Raw genomic sequence first — 17,386 nt, 5'->3', positions numbered from 1 at the left:
TACCTGAAAACCTTAGACGAATATCGTTAACTTAGCGTGGTGAATATCCCATTTTTCGCATAACCAGACAATTCGGGCGCGCTTTCACAGCACCGGGATCCGATCGATTCCTGAGGCTTTGAGCATTAACGAAATGAAACGGTGACTGACAAGCCGGGTAGGCTTCAGGCCACCCGGCTTAAATCTTACAACCCTTTCTTATCCATCAGCACCGCCAGATCCACCAGACGGTTCGAGAAGCCCCATTCGTTGTCGTACCACGACAGGATCTTCACCATATTCCCGCCAATCACCAGCGTTGATAGCCCGTCAATAATCGATGAGCGCGGGTCGCCCTGATAATCACTGGAGACCAGCGGTTCATCGCTGTAGCCCAGAATGTCTTTCAGCGGCCCGCTGGCGGCAGCCTGACGGAACGCGTCATTCACCTCTTCGGCGGTCACGTTGCGGCTCAGCGTTACCGTGAGATCGACAATCGACACCACCGGAACCGGCACGCGCAGGGAATATCCGGTAAGCTTGCCATCCAGTTCGGGGATCACTTTCCCGAGCGCTTTTGCCGCGCCGCTGGAGTAGGGCACAATCGATAATGCTGCCGCGCGCGCGCCGCGCAGATCTTTTTCCGGCTGGTCATGCAGCGCCTGGCTGTTGGTGTACGCATGGGTGGTGTTCATCAGCCCGTGCTCAATGCCGAACTGCTGGTGCAGCACCTGCGCCGCCGGCGCCAGTCCGTTAGTGGTGCAGCTCCCGTTACTGACCACGAAATGCTGAGCCGGATCGTACAGCGTGTGGTTCACGCCCATCACCACCGTGAGATCGTCATTTTTAGCCGGCGCGGAAATAATGACGCGTTTTGCGCCGCCGCTCGTGATATGCACCGCCGCTTTTTCACGTTCGGTAAAGAACCCGGTCGCTTCTATTACCACCTCAACGCCGGCGTCTTTCCACGGAATGTTTGCCGGGTCGCGTTCACTGAATACGGTGATGCATTGCCCGTCAACCTGAAGCGCGCCGTCCGCTGCTTCAACAGGCACCGGCAGCGTGCCAAGCAAAGAGTCATATTTCAGCAGATGGGCGAGGGTTTTGCTGTCCGTCAGATCGTTTATGGCCACAATCTGGAGATCCGGGTTGCCCAGCGCCGCGCGCAGGACATTACGTCCGATACGGCCGAAACCGTTAATACCGACCTTAACCATGATGCACTCCTTATCTGTGTTGTCTGAAGTGACTGTAGGCCTCAGGTCGGATGGCGTAAATGACAAAAAAGGATCAGATTACGCCATTTTGCGGCAGTGGAAGCGCTGGCGGTATTCGCCCGGCGTGAGATGAAGCTGCTTTTCAAACACCCGACGCAGATTAATGCTGGAACCAAACCCGCTTTTTTCGGCAATGACCTCAAGCGGATGCTGGGTCTGCTCCAGAAGCTGGCGGGCGGTGGCCAGGCGCGCTTCGGTGACATAACGCGCCGGCGGTACACCGACGTCACGCGTGAACACGCGGGTAAAATTGCGCGGGCTCATCGCGACCCGTTCAGCCAGCTTTTCGACGCACAAATCTGCGGTAAGGTTTTGCAGGATCCAGCTTTGCAGCTCGCTTACGGGTCCGGTCGCGCCGGACTGCTCCAGATTATAGCGGCTGAACTGTAGCTGGCCCCCGGGCCGACGCAGGTACATCACCATATCCTGCGCCACGTTGCGGGCGAGGGTGAAGCCGTAATCGTCTTCCACCAGCGCCAGCGTCAAATCAAACCCGGAGCTGACGCCGCCGGACGTCCAGACGGGACCATCCTGTATGTAGAGCGGGCCACCCTCAACGTTGACCGCAGGATAGAGCGTTTTCAGCGTCTCCAGCAGCCGCCAGTGGGTCGTTGCCCGGCGCCCATCAAGCAGTCCGGCCTGTGCCAGCAGCAGCGCTCCGCCGCAAACAGAGGCAACGCGTCGCGCATGCGGCGCGGCAAGGTGGAGCCAGTCCACCACGGCGGTGCTCTCCTGCTCATTTATGCCGCGCCCGGTAATGATGATAGTGTCCAGCGGTTCGCGCGGATCCAGCTCCGGCAGGCGATAGTCCGCCAGCAGGTTTAAACCGGACTGGCCGTGGATCACCAGATGAGGCTGGGTGGTGGCAATACTAATGTGGTAGCGAGGCTGCGCAAGGCCGTCCGGGTGCAGCCGGTTGGCCTGCATCAGAATGTCGGCGATACCGGCGGCCTCAAACAGCATGCCGCCGTCAGGAACGATAATCAGGATCTTCTTCATGTCCTGAAAAGTACCTTTATCACAAAATAAGTCAAGTAGCGGGTTGAATGGCCTGAAAGATGTTGGCAGGAAGTAATAGAAATATGTAGCAATGGTAAAACTTTTAGCGACAGATTTACCGTCAACACCGGTGGTTGTGGGGTAAAGAGCTTCCTGTTGAACATTAAAAGAACAAAAAGATGTAGCCGGACTTAATTATTAAGGCACAAAAAATAACCCTGTAGGATAAATATTCAAAAGTTATTTCGGCACGCGAAATTAATTTACTGGCGTTATTTCCCTCTGCCTTGGCTAATGCGGGTACTCGTTAGGAATTAAACTTATCTTTAAAATGCAACAATGTAAATATCCTAAATATATCCCACATCGCACAGAAAAAATGAAATTCTACTAATTATGGTAGTGGCGATAATGGGTGGCTTACGATAATGATAGCAGTTCTCTTTTGAGTATTTAATTATTAATTTTCAATGAGATATTCGTATTCCCTGCCTAAGAAAAAGCAGGTTTAGGCTATTCGCGCATTTATAATGAGATTAATCCTATAATGCATTGGGCGGATCGTTAAACGCCATTAAGCAGGCGGGAAATATTGAATTGATGGCAAGCTCATGTAAACTTGTCTACCGTTTGTCAAAATATGTCAGGAACATGCTGGGCCTATTTCTGTAGGGCTCGTGCGGTAGCTATGCCCTAAAATAGTTACACGCTGAAAATATCCTGACTATTTTAACAATAGCACCTAAGTCAAATTTTATCTCCTCTCTTCATCCTCTAAATATCGCTACGGAAAAGCATATGAAACTGCGCGTATTGTTATCACTTCTGTTTGTTATGGCGGTGGCGGGCTGTAAGGCGCCGCAGAAACCAGCGATCACCGATGATACGATCGTGACGAGCCAGGTTAATGGCGTCACGCTGACGCACCGTCACGCTGTTACCCCGCCGGCGGAGTTCACTCAGGTGAATGAACCGTATCGTGCCATGTACCCGGCATCCCTGATGAGCCGCCCTGACTACGGCGGAAAGGTGATCCGCACGCTTGAGACCGGCAAAACTTACGTTGTGCTGGGGCAGGTTGAACATTTCTGGATGGCGCTGGCCGATGAAGGGAGTGAACAGCTGATTGGTTACGTGCCGATGCGCGCCGTGATCAAGGCTGACCAGTACGAAGCCACCGTGCGTAAACAGGCGCAGCGCCAGAAAGTGCGCAAGAAAACCACCTGTGTCGATGTCGATGGCAACAGCAAAGCCTGCAAAGACAGCGCGAACGGTACCTGGATCCTGAACTAAAACGGGTTTCACGAGCATATTTTTATGAATAATAAAAATTTTCATCGGATGTGGTTCCCATTTTTTGCGTTGATTTTCGCGCTGATCGGTGGTTGTACGTCGTCTTCACACAGCGACCCCTCCCGCTACAATCTACAGTTTCAGGCTCATCCTCAAATCAATGATTCTGCGCCGCTTAAGGTCAGAGTGATGCTGCTGAAATCCGATGCGGATTTCATGTCCAGCGACTTCTACTCCTTACAGAACAACGCGTCAGCCACACTTGGCGCGAATCTGCTGAACAGCGATGTGTTCTTCCTGATGCCGGGCCAGCTTTCGAAAACCCTGAGCGGTCAAAGCTCACCGGAAGCGCGCTATATCGGCGTGATGGCGGAGTACCAGGCGCTGGACGGCAAAAAATGGCGTGTCTCACTCCCTTTGCCTGTTCCCGGCGAAAACGCGATTTACCAGTTCTGGAAATGGTCCGCAGATGAACTCCAGGCCAGCGTCTTCCTTGACGTAAACGGTATCCGGGTCATCAGCCAGTAACGCCCTTCATAACAGGAAAGAGATCATCATGACGAAAGCAGAAAAGGTCGTCTGGACAGAGGGCATGTTCCTGCGTCCCCACCATTTTCAGCGGACAGAACGTTACCTCCTCAACCACGTTCGTGAATGGGGAGCATTGCAGCGATCCTACCTTTGGGGCTTTCTCGACCTTGAGCTGGACGAAGCGATGCTTCGTCAGGGCTGCATTGCCCTGAGCTACTGTAGCGGTTTGCTGCCTGACGGCACGTTTTTCCAGGTTCGCAGCGATCGCAACGGTCCGGCCCCGCTAAAAATCCCCGATAACCTCACCAATGAAAAAGTGGTGCTTGCGCTGCCGGTTCGTCGCGGTGGCCGTGAAGAGGTGATTTTCAGCGAGGAGCACGCTTCTCTGGCGCGTTATATTACGTTTGAGCAAGAGGTGGAAGACGATAACGCCATGTCGGTCGGGGAGGCGACGGTCCAGTTTGGCCGCCTGCGTCTGACCCTGATGCTGGAAAGAGATTTGACGGCAGAGTGGACCGCCATCGGCGTGGCGTTCGTCACCGAAAAACGCAACGACAACCACGTGCGGCTGGATAACAGCTACATCCCGCCCATGCTGAACGCCAATAACAGCCCGCAGCTGTACGGCATGATCAACGATCTGCATGGCTTGCTGGTGCAGCGTAGCCAGCAGATTGGTGGCCGTCTGCGCCAGCCGGGGCGTTTCAATACGTCCGAGATGGTCGAGTTCACGCTTCTCTCGCTGATTAACCGCCACCTGGGCGACGTCTCACATTTAAAAACGCTGCCGCTGCTTCACCCGGAAGCGCTCTGGCGCAGCTGGCTGCCGTTTGCCACGGAACTCGCCACCTGGACGCCGCAGCGTACCGCAGAGAACATCCTGCCGGTATACGACCATGACGATCTCGCCGCTTGCTTCAGCAAACTGATGCTGATGCTGCGTCAGGGGCTGTCGCTGGTCATGGAGGACCACGCCATTCAGCTGCCGCTGCACGAACGCTCGCACGGACTGAACATCGCCACCGTGCCGGAGACCAGCATGGTTCGCGAGTTTGGCTTCGTGCTGGCGGTAAAAGCCAACGTCCCGGGCGAACACCTGCAAACCCATTTTCCTGCCCAGATGAAGGTTGCGCCAGTCTCAAAAATTCGCGATCTGGTTCAGCTTCAGCTGCCGGGCATCATGCTGCGGGCCATGCCCGTCGCACCGCCGCAGATCCCGTGGCATGCGGGCTACAGCTATTTCGAGCTCGAGAGGGGCAGCGAGCTGTGGCACGAGATGGACAAGTCCGGAGCATTCGCGCTGCATCTCGCAGGGGAATTCCCGGGTCTCGATATGGAGTTCTGGGCCATCCGTAGCCCGACAGAATAATAAAGCGAGCGCTTAATATGCAGGAACGACAGGATACCGGCAGCGATGCCGTGTTTACCGGAGCCAGTGGGAATAATCAGCTGGTGGCGGCCGCCAATCCGCTGCTCAATGCGATTCCGCAAATCCGTCATTCGGTTTCCCATGACGATCAGGTCGGGCTGCGCCAGCGCCTGATCGACGAAATTCGCCGATTCGAAGTGCGGTGCCAGCAGGCGGGTTTACCGTATGAAGTGATTGTCGGCGCGCGCTACTGCCTCTGCACGGCGCTGGACGAAGCCGCCGCCCTGACCCCCTGGGGAAGCAGCGGCGTCTGGTCAAGCAACGGCCTGCTGGTGACGTTTCATAACGAAACCTGGGGCGGCGAGAAGTTTTTCCAGCTGCTGGCGCGTCTGTCTCAGAATCCGCGTGAACACATTCTGCTGCTGGAGATGATCAACTACTGTCTGTTGCTCGGCTTTGAAGGGCGCTACCGCGTGCTGGACAATGGCCGCACACAGCTTGAAACCATCAAACAGCGTCTGTGGCAGATGATCCGCGGCGTGCGCGGCAGCTACCCGCCGCCGCTCTCCCCGCATCCGGAAGATCGCCCCGTGCTGCGTAAGCTCTGGCGGCCAATGATCCCTCTCTGGGCGTGCGTAGCGCTGGTGGGTTTTATCGCCTGCCTGTTCTATATCGTCCTCAACTGGCGGCTGGGCGATAACACCAGCCCGGTGCTGGCGAAGATTTACCAGTCCCAGCTGCCGGAAACCACTATCCAGCAGCCTGCGCGTCAGCTGCCGGCGGTGCTGAACCTGCGCGGTTTCCTGAAACCGGAAATTGAGGCCGGTCTGGTGGCCGTGAAGGATGAGGCGGATCGCAGCGTGGTGATCCTGAAAGGGGACGGACTGTTTGCCTCGGCCTCAACCGTGGTGCGCGATCGCTATGAGCCGGTCATCGACCGCATCGCCCAGGCGATGAATAACGTCAGCGGCAAAATTCTGGTGGTGGGGTACAGCGACAATGTGCCGATCCGCAGTGCCCGCTTCGCCTCCAACTATGAACTCTCGCTTGAGCGCGCCCGCTCGGTGCAAAAACAGCTACAGGGCAGCCTGTCCCAGCCTGAGCGCGTCAAAGCCGAAGGGCGGGGCGAGATCAACCCGGTAGCGCCTAACACGACGCCTGAGAATCGCGCCCGTAACCGCCGCGTGGAGATTACGCTGCTGGTGTCGCCTGACAATACCCAGGCCGAGCTGAACGGATTGCCGCAAGGAAACTAAGGATGCTGACTACTCTACTTTCTATACTGACCAATCGCATTCTGTGGAGCTTCCTGGGCGTAACGGCGCTCGCGGCGGTGATCTGGATGATTGGCCCGCTGTTGTCCATCGTGGATACCCGGCCTCTTGAATCCGAGCAGAACCGCGTCATCAGCATTGCGGTGGTCTACCTGATTTGGGCCCAGAGCCACATTCTGCCCCGGCTGTATAACGCCTGGCTGAACCGCAAGCTGATGGACAAGCTCAACGAAAACACCACCAGCCCGGAAGCGGCCGATCCGCAGAAACGTCTGAACAGCGAGGAACAGATCCTTGCCGGGCGTTTCGACGAAGCCGCCCAGATGCTGAAAAAAGCCCACTTCAGCAAAGCGGGGCACGGCGCGCAGTGGACGCAGCGCTTCAGCACCCAGTACCTCTATCAACTGCCGTGGTACGTCATTATTGGCGCACCGGGTTCCGGTAAAACCACCGCGCTGGCCAACTCCGGGCTGCAATTCCCGCTGGCGGACCGCTTCGGTAAAACCGCGCTGCGCGGTATTGGCGGCACGCGCAACTGCGACTGGTGGTTCACCAATGAGGCGGTGCTGCTGGATACTGCGGGGCGTTACACCACTCAGGAGAGCGAGCAGGTTCAGGACGCCGGCGAGTGGCTGGAATTTATCAACCTGCTGCGTAAATACCGCCGCCGCCAGCCCATCAACGGCGTGATTATCACCATCAGCATTTCCGACCTGCTTTCGCAGTCCGCGGAGGCCTCCCGCCAGCAGGCGGTGAACCTGCGCCAGCGTCTCTCCGAGCTGCACGAACAGCTGGGCATTCGCTTCCCGGTGTACGTCATGGTCACCAAGGCGGACCTGCTTAAAGGCTTCCGCGCCTGGTTTGCGGATTACGACAAAGCCCAGCGCGACCAGATCTGGGGCTTTACCCTGCCGTGGGAGCAGACCAAACACGCCGATTACGACCTGATGGGCAACTTCCAGCAGGAGTTTTCCCTGCTGCAACAGCGTCTGGATGCCGGCCTGCCGGAAACCATGCTAAAAGAGCACGATGCAAAAGCCCGTGCGGAAGCTTATCTCTTCCCGCAGGAGTTCGCCGCGCTGCGCCCGCTGCTGGCGGACTACCTGAGCACGGTCTTTGCGCGCTCAAATTTCGAAACCGAATTTTCCCCGCGCGGTATCTACTTCGCCAGCGGCACCCAGGAAGGCATGCCGTTTGACCGCGTGATGGGCGAGCTGAACCGCGCGCTCTCGCTGCCGGAAGGGGGCGAAAGCGACCGCTGGGACTCGGTGAGTAAAGAAGCGCCGATCCCGGGGGCGAAAGGTCAGAGTTTCTTCATTAAGAACCTGCTGCAAAACGTCATTTTCCAGGAGGCGGGCATCGCCGGCGAAAACCGCTGGTGGGAACTGCGCAACCGCGCCGTGATGTGGTCCGGCTATGCGGCGCTGCTGGCCCTGCTGGTGATCCTGGGCGGCCTGTGGCTGACCAGCTACGCCAAAAATAAAGCCTATCTGGAAGAGGTGGATGCAAAAGTGCCGGGGCTGGAGCAGCAGAGCAAGGCGCTGCAAAACCAGCCTCAGCGCGATCTGTTTGCGCTTCTGCCGCTGCTTAACAGCCTGGTGGATCTGCCGAAAAGCGAGGCCTTTGACGTTAACGATCCGCCGGTTTCACGCCGTATGGGGCTTTATCGCGGAGATGACGTCAGCGATGCCTCGCAGTCGCTGTATCAGAAAGCGCTGGATCAGATGCTGCTGCCCGCCGTGGCGATGCACATAACCACCTGGCTGCGCAACGACAACGGCAGCGACGTGGAGTACAGCTATGAGGCGCTGAAGGCCTATCAGATGCTCTACCAGCCGAAGCATTACGACGGCAAATTCCTGCACTCGTGGGTGATGCTCAACCTGCAACGCAACCTGCCGCAGAACGTGACGCAGGCGGAGCTTCAGGAGCTGGAGTGGCACCTGACGCAGCTGCTGGAACCGAAAATTCAGGCTTCACCGTATGCCCAGGATGAGGATCTGGTGGCCCGCGAGAGGGCGCTTATCAACCAGCAGCCGCTCTCCACCCGCGTGTACGGACGCCTGAAGCGTCTGCTGGAGCATGATGAAAACCTGAAGCCGGTTTCGCTTTCAGATCTCGGCGGCCCGCAGAGCGAGCTGGTGTTTTCCCGTAAAAGCGGCAAGCCGGTGAGTGAGGGCGTGCCGGGGCTCTATACGCCGGACGGCTACTGGAAGAGTTTTAACGACCAGATCGACAGCGTGACCACCGCCCTGCACGAAGATGATGCCTGGGTTCTGGGGGCGACCACCGCTCAGGAAGATAAACAGCAGATCGACAACGCCGTGCGTCAGCTCTACATGCGCGACTTCATCGTCAACTGGGATCGCTTTCTCGCGGACATACAGCTCAACAACAGCGCCGATCTTTCCCAGCGCATCAATACCGCGCGCCTGCTTTCAGGCACCAACTCGCCGCTGCGTCGCCTGGTGCTCAACCTGAGCAAGGTGCTGACGCTGTCGCGCACTGCGCCTGCGCCGGAGGATGCGCAGAAAGCGGAAGAGCAAAGCAACCGCGCCACCCGTACGCTGGAAGCGTTGTTCAGCAACGGTGACAACGCTCCGACGCAGGGCGCGGTTGTAACGCAGGCGCCCGAGCAGCTGGTGACCGACCACTATGCGCCGATGATTGAGCTGGCGCAGCCGCTGGAGAAGGGCGGCAAAACCATCGTCTTTGATGATTTTCTCAAGCAGGTTGACGAGCTTTATCGCTACCTGACTGCCGTTCAGGATGCAGCAAACAGCGGTATGCCCGCGCCGGGCGGCGATGCCATCAGCCGCCTGCAAGCCAGTGCGGGCCGTCTGCCGGGCGGGCTGCAAACCATGTTCAGTAATATGGCCGTGGGTGCCAGCAGCGATACCCAGCGTCGCGATCTGGAAAACGTGCGTAAGCGCATCAACGTGGAAGTGGGCGGGTTCTGCCGTCAGGCGATTGCCGGGCGTTACCCGCTGGTGCGTAGCGCCAGCACCGAAGTGACGCCGGACGATCTTGCCCGCATGTTCGCGCCGGGCACCGGGCTGATGGACACCTTCTTTCGCGACAACCTGACCAACAAGGTGGACACCACTCAGGCGAACTGGCGTTTTATGCCGGGCATCGATGGAAAAACGCTGCCGGGCAGCGAAGGGCTGCTGCGTCCGTTCCAGCAGGCGCAGTCCATCCGCGATGCTTTCTTTGCCAACGGCGCGACCACCCCATCCTTTAAGGTCACGGTGCGCACCGTGCGGATGGATAACACTATTCTGAATCTCACGCTGGACGTGGACGGTCAGCTGCTGCGCTACAGCCACGGTCCGCAGGCGGTGCAAATCATGAACTGGCCGGGGCCGGGCGGGACGAACCAGGTGCGTATGCAGCTCGGTCTGGCAAACGGCAGTACCGCAACGCTGGTGACCAACGGTTCATGGGCGCTTAACCGCTTTTTCGACAAGGCGCGCACCAGCCCTGGCGCGGGTAGCCTGAGCCGTCAGGCCACCTTCAACGTCGACGGACATCAGGTCACGCTGGAGTTTGCGCCGAACAGCATCCGCAACCCGTTCCAGCTTCCCCGTTTCTCATGCCCATAACCGCAAGGACAGCCGTATGACGAATACCCCTGCGATGAACCGCTACAGCTGGTATGGCAAATTACCCAGCGCCGGAGATTTTTTGCAGCGTCGCTTTCCGGATACCCTGCAACGCCAGTGGTCGCACTGGTTCCAGGTCGGCCTGCTGGCCTGGCAGCAGGAAGAGCAGCGCAGCGGCGAGCGCCCGTTTTCTAAAGCCCCGGTGTGGAATTTTGTCGTCCCGCCGATGCTCGGCAGCCAGATGATTCAGATGGGCTGCTTGCTGCCGGGCCGTGACAGCGTGGGCCGCCACTATCCGGTCTGTATTCAGCTAAGCTTTACGCCTTCTGAGTGGTCGTCCCGCCTGCTCGGGCAGGCCGAAAGCTGGTACCAGCAGCTGGGGCGTCTGGGGCTGCATGCGGTGCGTAACAGCTATTCTGCCTCCCAGCTGGATGACATGCTGATGACCATCCCGGCGCCACAGCCGGTAGAGCCGCAAAAGCGTTCCGACATTCTCGACGTGATTGGCTATGACGACGATGGTCAGAACACCCTGGGCTGGCCGCAGGCGGCGGAGTGTTTCGATCCGCTGCGCCAGACCAGCTACTGGTGGACGAACCGCTGCGACGGCTATCCGCTCTACACCCACGTGCACAGCGGAAACTTTACCGGGCAGCTCTTTACGCTGCTGTTCGATCCGGCAGGCGGCGCCCGACCGGGTCGTCACGGGCTTTACCCGCCTATGTTTGAGTAAGCAGGGACCTTATGAATATCGATGAATTTCTCGCGCCGATAAGCCCCGACAACCCCTGCGGTGAAAACCTGGAGTACGACGCCGATTTCCAGGCGATGAACCAGGCAAGCCAGGGCAAAGCCGAGCAGCAGTTTGGCGACACCATCATCCCGGCAGAGCCCGCAGACTGGAACACCGTTGAAAAGCTCGCCACCGGCCTGCTGACCCGCACCAAAGATCTTCGCGTGCTGCTGGCGCTCACCCATGCCTGGACGCGTCGCCGCGGACTGGCAGGCTACGCCGACGGGCTGCTGCTGGTGCAGGAAGCGTTGTCCCGCTACTGGGAACAGCTCTATCCGCTGCTGGAAGAGTATGGCGAAACCGATCCGTTCTACCGCATCAACGCCCTCGCCGGGCTGAGTGATAAATCCGACCTGACCGTCGCGGTGCGCAACGCCTCGCTGCTCCGCTCAAACGGCGATGAAATTTCGCTGCGTGACGCGCAGGCGTTGCTCGACGGCAGCAAAACTGAATGCCCGGACTACCCCGGCGGTCGCCCGAGGCTGATTGACGAGCTGGCGCGCGGCGACCAGCCCGGCACGGCGGCGGTTATCGTGATCAACGAGCGCCTGCTGGCTATCCGCGAACTGCTTACCGGCTATCTCGGCGAAAGCGGCGTCCCGGAAATGGAACAACTGCTGAAAACCGTCGGGCTGGTTTCCAGCGCCTGTCAGGTGACCGATATCAGCAAGCTGCTGCCAAACCGTGACGCGCAGGCTGAACCGCACGCCGAGCCACAGCAGGTGGCCGCCCAGCCCGTCCAGCAGGTGACGGACTGGCGCAGCGTGCAGGTGACCAGCCGCGCCGACGCGCAGCTGATGCTGGAAAAAGCGAAGCAGTATTTTGCGCAGTACGAACCAAGCCATCCCGCACCGCTGATGATTGAACGGGTGCAGCGGCTGTCTGAGCTCAACTTTATGGACATTATTCGCGACCTGGCGCCGGACGGCGTTAACCAACTGGAAAACATCTTTGGACGCCGCGAATGACGCGTCCTGGCATTATGACGACAGGCATGGAGTCTGCCGTTTCACCTTCACCGCGCATCTTTGATGGAGAACATCATGGCAATGAGTAACAGTGGACAGAAATTCATCGCACGCAACCGTGCTCCCCGCGTGCAGATCGAGTACGACGTAGAGATCTACGGTGCAGAACGCAAAATTCAGCTGCCGTTTGTGATGGGCGTTATGGCCGATCTGGTTGGCAAGCCGGTGGAAAACCTGCCAGCCGTCGACGAGCGTAAATTCCTGGAAATCGACATCGATAACTTCGACGAACGCATGAAGGCGCTGAAGCCGCGCGTGGCGTTCCAGGTAGACAACACCCTGACCGGCGAAGGTAAGCTCAACGTCGATCTGACCTTCGACAGCATGGACGACTTCCTGCCGGACGCGGTGGCCCGCAAAGTTGAGCCGCTGAACAAGCTGCTGGAGGCGCGCACGCAGCTCTCTAACCTGCTGACCTATATGGACGGCAAAAACGGCGCGGAAGAGCTGATTGCAAAAATCCTTCAGGATCCGACGCTGCTCAAATCCCTGAGCCAGATGCCAAAAAATGACGAAAGTGCGAAAGGTAGCGAGGAATAATCGATGAGCAATCAGACTCAACATCACGATCAGCAGGCGGGCCAGGCGTTCAGCCAGGATGAGTTCAGCGCGCTGCTGAACAAAGAGTTTCGTCCGAAAACCGACCAGGCGCGCTCCGCCGTGGAAAGTGCGGTAAAAACCCTGGCGCAGCAGGCGCTGGAAAATACCGTCACCTTCTCTAACGACACCTACCGCACCATTCAGAACCTGATTGCCGGTATCGACGAGCAGCTCTCGCAGCAGGTGAACCAGATCATTCACCACGATGAGTTCCAGAAGCTGGAAAGCGCCTGGCGCGGCCTGAGCTACCTGGTCAACAACACCGAAACCGACGAGATGCTGAAGATCCGCTTTATGAGCATTTCCAAGCAGGAGCTGGGCCGCACCCTGAAGCGCTACAAGGGCGTGGGCTGGGACCAGAGCCCGATTTTCAAAAAAATCTACGAGCAGGAGTACGGCCAGTTTGGCGGCGAGCCGTTTGGCTGCATCGTCGGGGACTACTACTTCGACCACAGCCCGCAGGACGTTGAGCTGCTGGGCGAGATGGCGCGCATCGGCTCTGCCGCCCACTGTCCGTTCATCACCGGCACCGCGCCGGGCGTGATGCAGATGGAATCCTGGCAGGAGCTGGCTAACCCGCGCGATCTGACCAAGATCTTCCAGAACACCGAATATGCCGCCTGGCGTTCCCTGCGTGAATCCGAAGATGCCCGCTATCTGGGGCTGGTGATGCCGCGCTTCCTGTCGCGTCTGCCGTACGGCATTCGCACCAACCCGGTGGACAGCTTCGATTTTGAAGAGCAGACCGACGGCGCGAACCACAACAGCTACTCGTGGGCGAACGCCGCCTATGCGATGGCGGCCAACATCAACCGCTCCTTTAAAGAGTACGGGTGGTGTACCTCGATTCGCGGCGTGGAGTCCGGCGGGGCGGTGGAAAACCTGCCGTGCCATACCTTCCCGAGCGATGACGGCGGCGTGGACATGAAGTGTCCGACCGAGATCGCCATCAGCGACCGTCGTGAAGCCGAGCTGGCGAAAAACGGCTTTATGCCGCTGGTGCATCGTAAAAACTCCGACTTTGCCGCCTTCATCGGGGCGCAGTCCCTGCAAAAACCGGCCGAGTACCACGATCCGGACGCCACCGCGAACGCGCGTCTGGCCTCCCGTCTGCCGTACCTGTTTGCCTGCTGCCGCTTTGCCCACTACCTGAAGTGCATCGTGCGCGACAAAATCGGCTCCTTCCGCGAGCGCGAAGAGATGGAGCGCTGGCTGAACGACTGGGTAATGAACTACGTCGACGGCGACCCGGCGAACTCCTCTCAGGAGACCAAGTCCCGTAAACCGCTGGCGGCTGCGGAAGTGCAGGTGCAGGAAATCGAAGACAACCCGGGCTACTACGCCGCGAAGTTCTTCCTGCGCCCGCACTACCAGCTGGAAGGTCTGACCGTTTCCCTGCGTCTGGTATCTAAACTTCCGTCGCTGAAGACGAAAGACGCGTAAGAGCGTCAGCCTGCTGACAACGTGCGTTTTGTGAGTTTCGCCCGGCGGCGCTACGCTTGCACGGGCCTACAATGAAACGTGCAATTTATTGATATCGTTGCGCAATGTAGGCCGGGTAAGCATAGCGCCACCCGGCAAGAAAGACGGCTAAATTGTTAATGCTGTCCTTAACGGGTTCCACAATAACGCACGGTAATAAAGACTTCACATTCATTCCGTTATTTCGGGGGAATGTAAGACTGTCAAATGACACGGGTCGTTTGATATGAGGCAGAGGTAAAATATGGACGGTTTTATTCAGCCCCATGCTTTCCTGTTTGCCATATAAGGGCTTTTTCGAAAGCAATATTGTTCATCCACGAAGAGTAGATATTATGGCTATTGATATGTTTCTGAAGGTCGAGGGTGTTACGGGCGAATCTAAAGATTCTAACCACACCGGCTGGACTGACATTACCTCCTTCTCCTGGGGCGCGTCCCAGCCAGGTAATATGAGTGTGGGTGGTGGCGGTGGTGCCGGTAAGGTTAACTTTAACGATCTGCACGTTAATGCTCTGATCGACAAGTCCACTACAGCAATCCTGAAACACTGCGCAAGCGGTAAGCACCTGACCAAAGTTGAACTGTCCGTCTGCAAAGCGGGTGGTCAGCAGGTTGAATACACCCGCATCACCCTGGAAGACGTTCTCGTGACTTCCGTTCAGTACACCGGTGCAGACAACGGCGATACCGTTGGCGTGACCTATGCTTTCCAGGCTGCGAAAGTGAAACAGCAGTACTGGGAGCAGACCACTGCCGGTGGTAAAGGTGCTGAAAGCAGCGCTGGCTGGAACATCAAAGAAAACAAAGAAGCATAACAGGAGTGGGCCCGAAAGGGCTCACTTTATCCTGTGCTTTTTAAAAGGGAAAATACTTATGCGTCCTGCTTTTGGTGCCGCCTGGAACAGATTCAGAGAAGTTAATGTCAACGTCGAGACGGTGGGTAAATTATTGGGTGGAAAAGTCCAGCACAATATCGAAGCCGGAATTTTTCAAAATGCATGCCCCATTCGTATGAGCTACGTTTTAAATTATTGTGGCGTTCCAATTCCCGCCAACAGCAGATATGCGACGGTTACGGGGAGTGATAAAAAACGTTACATGTATCGCGTAAAGGATATGATTGCTTTTCTGCCAACTGTACTGGGTAATGCAGATCTGACGGTGACGTCTCCAACACCAGGCCAATTTGCAGGTAAGCAAGGCATTATCATCTTTACCGGTCATGGCTGGAGCGATGCCACTGGACATGTCACGCTCTGGAATGGGAATATTTGCTCCGATGATTGCCATTTTCTGGGTTCTCCCGGTAATGGTTCGTTTATTCCTGGCAGCGCTACGCTCTGGAGCCTGAAATGAAACATTTACTCGCTTTTGTGCTGGCGTTGAATACCTCATATACCTTCGCCCAAACTCTGCCGGACGTTAATACCTTTTCTCAGCAACAGATTTTTGAAAACTGGGTGCAAAATCGCTGTATCGGAAAGATTGCGGATAGTACGACGCTGAAAAATGATGCAAAGGCAAGCGCCGCCGCATGGCTGGAAGCCAGTAACCTGCCTGCCGAGAATTTCGAAAAGGCCGACGAGGTTATTAACACCTTACTGAAACAGAAGCTAGGGGGTACGGCACCGGTAAACTATGAGGTTTTAAAGTGCAGCCTAATTTCCCATAGCGATGCGATTCGCCTACTCAGTGTGCAAAAATAAACCTTCTGCAAAAGCTAAAAATTAAAAAGAATACAAGGAGTTTCCATGGCAAGTCCGTCAAACGTTGCTCCAGGTTACTGTGTTGTTCAGCAACCCGGCACTCTGGATTTTCAGGCAAGACAGCTATTTGGCAATGTGCGCAATGAAAAATCCGAGTATTTTATGCAATTGAATAAAGACACTGCGTGGCTCAAGCCTGGACAAATATTAATTGTCGCTGATCCACGTAGCGATAATCAAACACAGCAGATTAATAGTTTAGCCATTGCGAAAAAGAAGGTAACCAACGCGCTTGCGACTTTGGACGTGGCCACTGCTGAATTTTTGAAAAATAATTATGATAATATAAAAGCCATAACAGGCTGGGGCGATACAATCGTCGGTGGAGTGAGTGGTGCTGGTGAGTCATATTTTAAGCAAATAGAAAATATTTTAATTAAAATTGAAGCTACCTATCAAAATCAGTACAGAACACAAGGTGCGCTTTTCGGCCAACAGTTTTATGCTGAGCGCAATGCGCTTTTCGCACAATTGAAACCGTTGTTAAATAAAATAACTAAAAAACAGCTTAAGTTTAAAGATTATGCGGATCTTAAGAGAGCATTAGGGCTTTCCACGAAATCAATTGTCCATGAATGGAGTACTGTTGGGATTGGCGCAATCCCAGGTTACTCAACATATATTGACAGAACTGCCAAAATCACCTCTTACCTGAAAGCAGGCGGATGGGTTGCTTTAGGTTTTTCTTTTGTGAACACGTCTAACGAAGTTTATCATGCCTGCACCACTGGAAGAGAAAATGAGTGCAGCAGGGTCGCAGTGACTGAATATAGCAAATTTGGAGGCGGTGTCGCTGGTGCTGCATTAGGCTCATCCCTGGCGGCTCCCATTTGTCTTGCATTAGGTGTACCCACAGCGGGGACAGGAACACTCATCTGTGGTTTAGTGGTTGGTGCAGTCGGGGCTGCGGGTGGAACACAAATCGGTGGGTTTGCAGGAGAACAGCTCAATAACTTAATTTTTAGCGGAGAATAAAGTGATTTTTAATAATATTTACTCTGCTGTTATTATATGTCTTTTTGCTGCTTTTATAACCCTGGTTATTTCATTTTATATAGACTATCGAAAAAAATATCGCCAGGTTAACGAAATATATTCGATATTCACAAATCAACAGTTGCTCAAAAAAGAAGATTATCAAACCTGGCAAAATCTTGGATTCTGGGGGTTTGGTTTTCTCACCACAATTTTATCACGGATCTTACAGGGTAAGCGTGTGAGGCTCACTGAGTGTCGTTGGCTTGAGCCACAGTCGTGCAATGAAATTTTGTCTGCCTTTGAGTTATCATGGGTTAAGTCGTACAGAAGAAAAATCATTATTGCCACTATTATATTTTTACTGCTGTTAATTCTTTCCATCGTTAATAATATGTAATCCTATTCTGAA

General features: G+C 55.9%; 16 protein-coding genes. 14 read left to right on the top strand and 2 right to left on the bottom strand.

The genetic code is table 11. The annotated features are described in order from the left end of the window. Nucleotides 1-185: 185 nt before the first annotated feature. Together gap and A3466_RS04545 are read right to left on the bottom strand one after the other, a co-directional pair. Nucleotides 186-1,196: a type I glyceraldehyde-3-phosphate dehydrogenase gene (gene gap, locus A3466_RS04550; protein WP_063449592.1), complete on the bottom strand. Its 1,011-nt coding sequence runs from the start codon at nt 1,194-1,196 to the stop codon at nt 186-188. Nucleotides 1,197-1,274: 78 nt separating this feature from the next. Further along, nucleotides 1,275-2,255 (bottom strand): GlxA family transcriptional regulator, encoded by a 981-nt coding sequence (locus tag A3466_RS04545; protein WP_063449591.1) that lies wholly within the window; start codon nt 2,253-2,255, stop codon nt 1,275-1,277. A gap of 798 nt (nt 2,256-3,053) precedes the next feature. On the opposite strand from A3466_RS04545, the gene A3466_RS04540 reads away from it, so the two are divergent. The 14 genes from A3466_RS04540 (at nt 3,054) to A3466_RS04475 (ending at nt 17,374) form a co-directional block, all read left to right on the top strand. Further along, nucleotides 3,054-3,548 carry a hypothetical protein gene (locus tag A3466_RS04540; protein WP_063449590.1) on the top strand — a complete coding sequence of 165 codons (495 nt, stop codon included), beginning with the start codon at nt 3,054-3,056 and terminating at the stop codon, nt 3,546-3,548. A gap of 24 nt (nt 3,549-3,572) precedes the next feature. Further along, the gene (gene tssJ, locus A3466_RS04535; RefSeq protein ID WP_063449589.1) at nt 3,573-4,076 is read left to right on the top strand and encodes a type VI secretion system lipoprotein TssJ; all 504 of its coding nucleotides are present in this window, start codon (nt 3,573-3,575) and stop codon (nt 4,074-4,076) included. Nucleotides 4,077-4,104: 28 nt separating this feature from the next. Continuing rightward, complete coding sequence (gene tssK / locus A3466_RS04530; protein WP_063449588.1) at nt 4,105-5,448, top strand: type VI secretion system baseplate subunit TssK; 1,344 nt, start codon at nt 4,105-4,107, stop codon at nt 5,446-5,448. Between the two features lie 17 nt (nt 5,449-5,465). Next, on the top strand, nt 5,466-6,704 hold the full coding sequence (locus A3466_RS04525; RefSeq protein ID WP_063449587.1) for a DotU family type VI secretion system protein: 1,239 nt from the start codon (nt 5,466-5,468) through the stop codon (nt 6,702-6,704). Between the two features lie 2 nt (nt 6,705-6,706). Continuing rightward, on the top strand, nt 6,707-10,327 hold the full coding sequence (tssM, locus tag A3466_RS04520) for a type VI secretion system membrane subunit TssM (RefSeq protein WP_063449586.1): 3,621 nt from the start codon (nt 6,707-6,709) through the stop codon (nt 10,325-10,327). A 16-nt stretch (nt 10,328-10,343) separates the two neighbouring features. Further along, entirely contained in the window at nt 10,344-11,060 is a 717-nt protein-coding gene (tagF, locus tag A3466_RS04515; protein ID WP_063449585.1) for a type VI secretion system-associated protein TagF, read from the top strand. Between the two features lie 11 nt (nt 11,061-11,071). After that, nucleotides 11,072-12,088 carry a type VI secretion system protein TssA gene (gene tssA / locus A3466_RS04510; protein WP_063449584.1) on the top strand — a complete coding sequence of 339 codons (1,017 nt, stop codon included), beginning with the start codon at nt 11,072-11,074 and terminating at the stop codon, nt 12,086-12,088. Nucleotides 12,089-12,163: 75 nt separating this feature from the next. Beyond that, a complete protein-coding gene (gene tssB, locus A3466_RS04505) occupies nt 12,164-12,688 on the top strand; it encodes a type VI secretion system contractile sheath small subunit (protein ID WP_022648413.1) in 525 nt (174 codons plus the stop codon). A 3-nt stretch (nt 12,689-12,691) separates the two neighbouring features. After that, nucleotides 12,692-14,191, top strand: a complete 1,500-nt coding sequence (gene tssC / locus A3466_RS04500; protein WP_063449583.1) for a type VI secretion system contractile sheath large subunit — start codon at nt 12,692-12,694, stop codon at nt 14,189-14,191. 374 nt (nt 14,192-14,565) lie between these two features. Beyond that, nucleotides 14,566-15,048, top strand: coding sequence for an Hcp family type VI secretion system effector (locus A3466_RS04495; RefSeq protein ID WP_014884229.1), 483 nt, complete (start codon nt 14,566-14,568; stop codon nt 15,046-15,048). Between the two features lie 58 nt (nt 15,049-15,106). Continuing rightward, entirely contained in the window at nt 15,107-15,589 is a 483-nt protein-coding gene (locus tag A3466_RS04490; RefSeq protein WP_023300327.1) for a type VI secretion system amidase effector protein Tae4, read from the top strand. After that, nucleotides 15,586-15,939 carry a T6SS amidase immunity protein Tai4 family protein gene (locus A3466_RS04485; RefSeq protein ID WP_063449582.1) on the top strand — a complete coding sequence of 118 codons (354 nt, stop codon included), beginning with the start codon at nt 15,586-15,588 and terminating at the stop codon, nt 15,937-15,939. The genes A3466_RS04490 and A3466_RS04485 overlap by 4 nt, the downstream gene beginning before the upstream one ends. A gap of 45 nt (nt 15,940-15,984) precedes the next feature. Continuing rightward, nucleotides 15,985-16,974: a hypothetical protein gene (locus tag A3466_RS04480; RefSeq protein WP_046619491.1), complete on the top strand. Its 990-nt coding sequence runs from the start codon at nt 15,985-15,987 to the stop codon at nt 16,972-16,974. Nucleotide 16,975: 1 nt separating this feature from the next. Next, on the top strand, nt 16,976-17,374 hold the full coding sequence (locus tag A3466_RS04475) for a hypothetical protein (RefSeq protein ID WP_063449581.1): 399 nt from the start codon (nt 16,976-16,978) through the stop codon (nt 17,372-17,374). Nucleotides 17,375-17,386 lie beyond the last annotated feature (12 nt).

It is taken from the genome of Enterobacter genomosp. S (assembly GCF_001631805.1).
In the GTDB taxonomy this organism is placed as follows: Bacteria; Pseudomonadota; Gammaproteobacteria; order Enterobacterales; family Enterobacteriaceae; genus Enterobacter; species Enterobacter quasihormaechei.
This window is presented reverse-complemented; position numbering and strand designations above follow the sequence as displayed.

Bases quoted from the DNA above. Each gene is read 5' to 3' on its own strand.
- A3466_RS04480 (WP_046619491.1), top strand. From the start codon at position 15,985: ATGGCAAGTCCGTCAAACGTTGCTCCAGGTTACTGTGTTGTTCAGCAA.
- A3466_RS04540 (WP_063449590.1), top strand. From the start codon at position 3,054: ATGAAACTGCGCGTATTGTTATCACTTCTGTTTGTTATGGCGGTGGCG.
- A3466_RS04490 (WP_023300327.1), top strand. From the start codon at position 15,107: ATGCGTCCTGCTTTTGGTGCCGCCTGGAACAGATTCAGAGAAGTTAAT.
- gap (WP_063449592.1), bottom strand. From the start codon at position 1,196: ATGGTTAAGGTCGGTATTAACGGTTTCGGCCGTATCGGACGTAATGTC.
- tssC (WP_063449583.1), top strand. From the start codon at position 12,692: ATGAGCAATCAGACTCAACATCACGATCAGCAGGCGGGCCAGGCGTTC.
- A3466_RS04545 (WP_063449591.1), bottom strand. From the start codon at position 2,255: ATGAAGAAGATCCTGATTATCGTTCCTGACGGCGGCATGCTGTTTGAG.
- tssA (WP_063449584.1), top strand. From the start codon at position 11,072: ATGAATATCGATGAATTTCTCGCGCCGATAAGCCCCGACAACCCCTGC.
- A3466_RS04485 (WP_063449582.1), top strand. From the start codon at position 15,586: ATGAAACATTTACTCGCTTTTGTGCTGGCGTTGAATACCTCATATACC.
- tssJ (WP_063449589.1), top strand. From the start codon at position 3,573: ATGAATAATAAAAATTTTCATCGGATGTGGTTCCCATTTTTTGCGTTG.
- tssB (WP_022648413.1), top strand. From the start codon at position 12,164: ATGGCAATGAGTAACAGTGGACAGAAATTCATCGCACGCAACCGTGCT.
- tssK (WP_063449588.1), top strand. From the start codon at position 4,105: ATGACGAAAGCAGAAAAGGTCGTCTGGACAGAGGGCATGTTCCTGCGT.
- A3466_RS04525 (WP_063449587.1), top strand. From the start codon at position 5,466: ATGCAGGAACGACAGGATACCGGCAGCGATGCCGTGTTTACCGGAGCC.
- tssM (WP_063449586.1), top strand. From the start codon at position 6,707: ATGCTGACTACTCTACTTTCTATACTGACCAATCGCATTCTGTGGAGC.
- A3466_RS04495 (WP_014884229.1), top strand. From the start codon at position 14,566: ATGGCTATTGATATGTTTCTGAAGGTCGAGGGTGTTACGGGCGAATCT.
- tagF (WP_063449585.1), top strand. From the start codon at position 10,344: ATGACGAATACCCCTGCGATGAACCGCTACAGCTGGTATGGCAAATTA.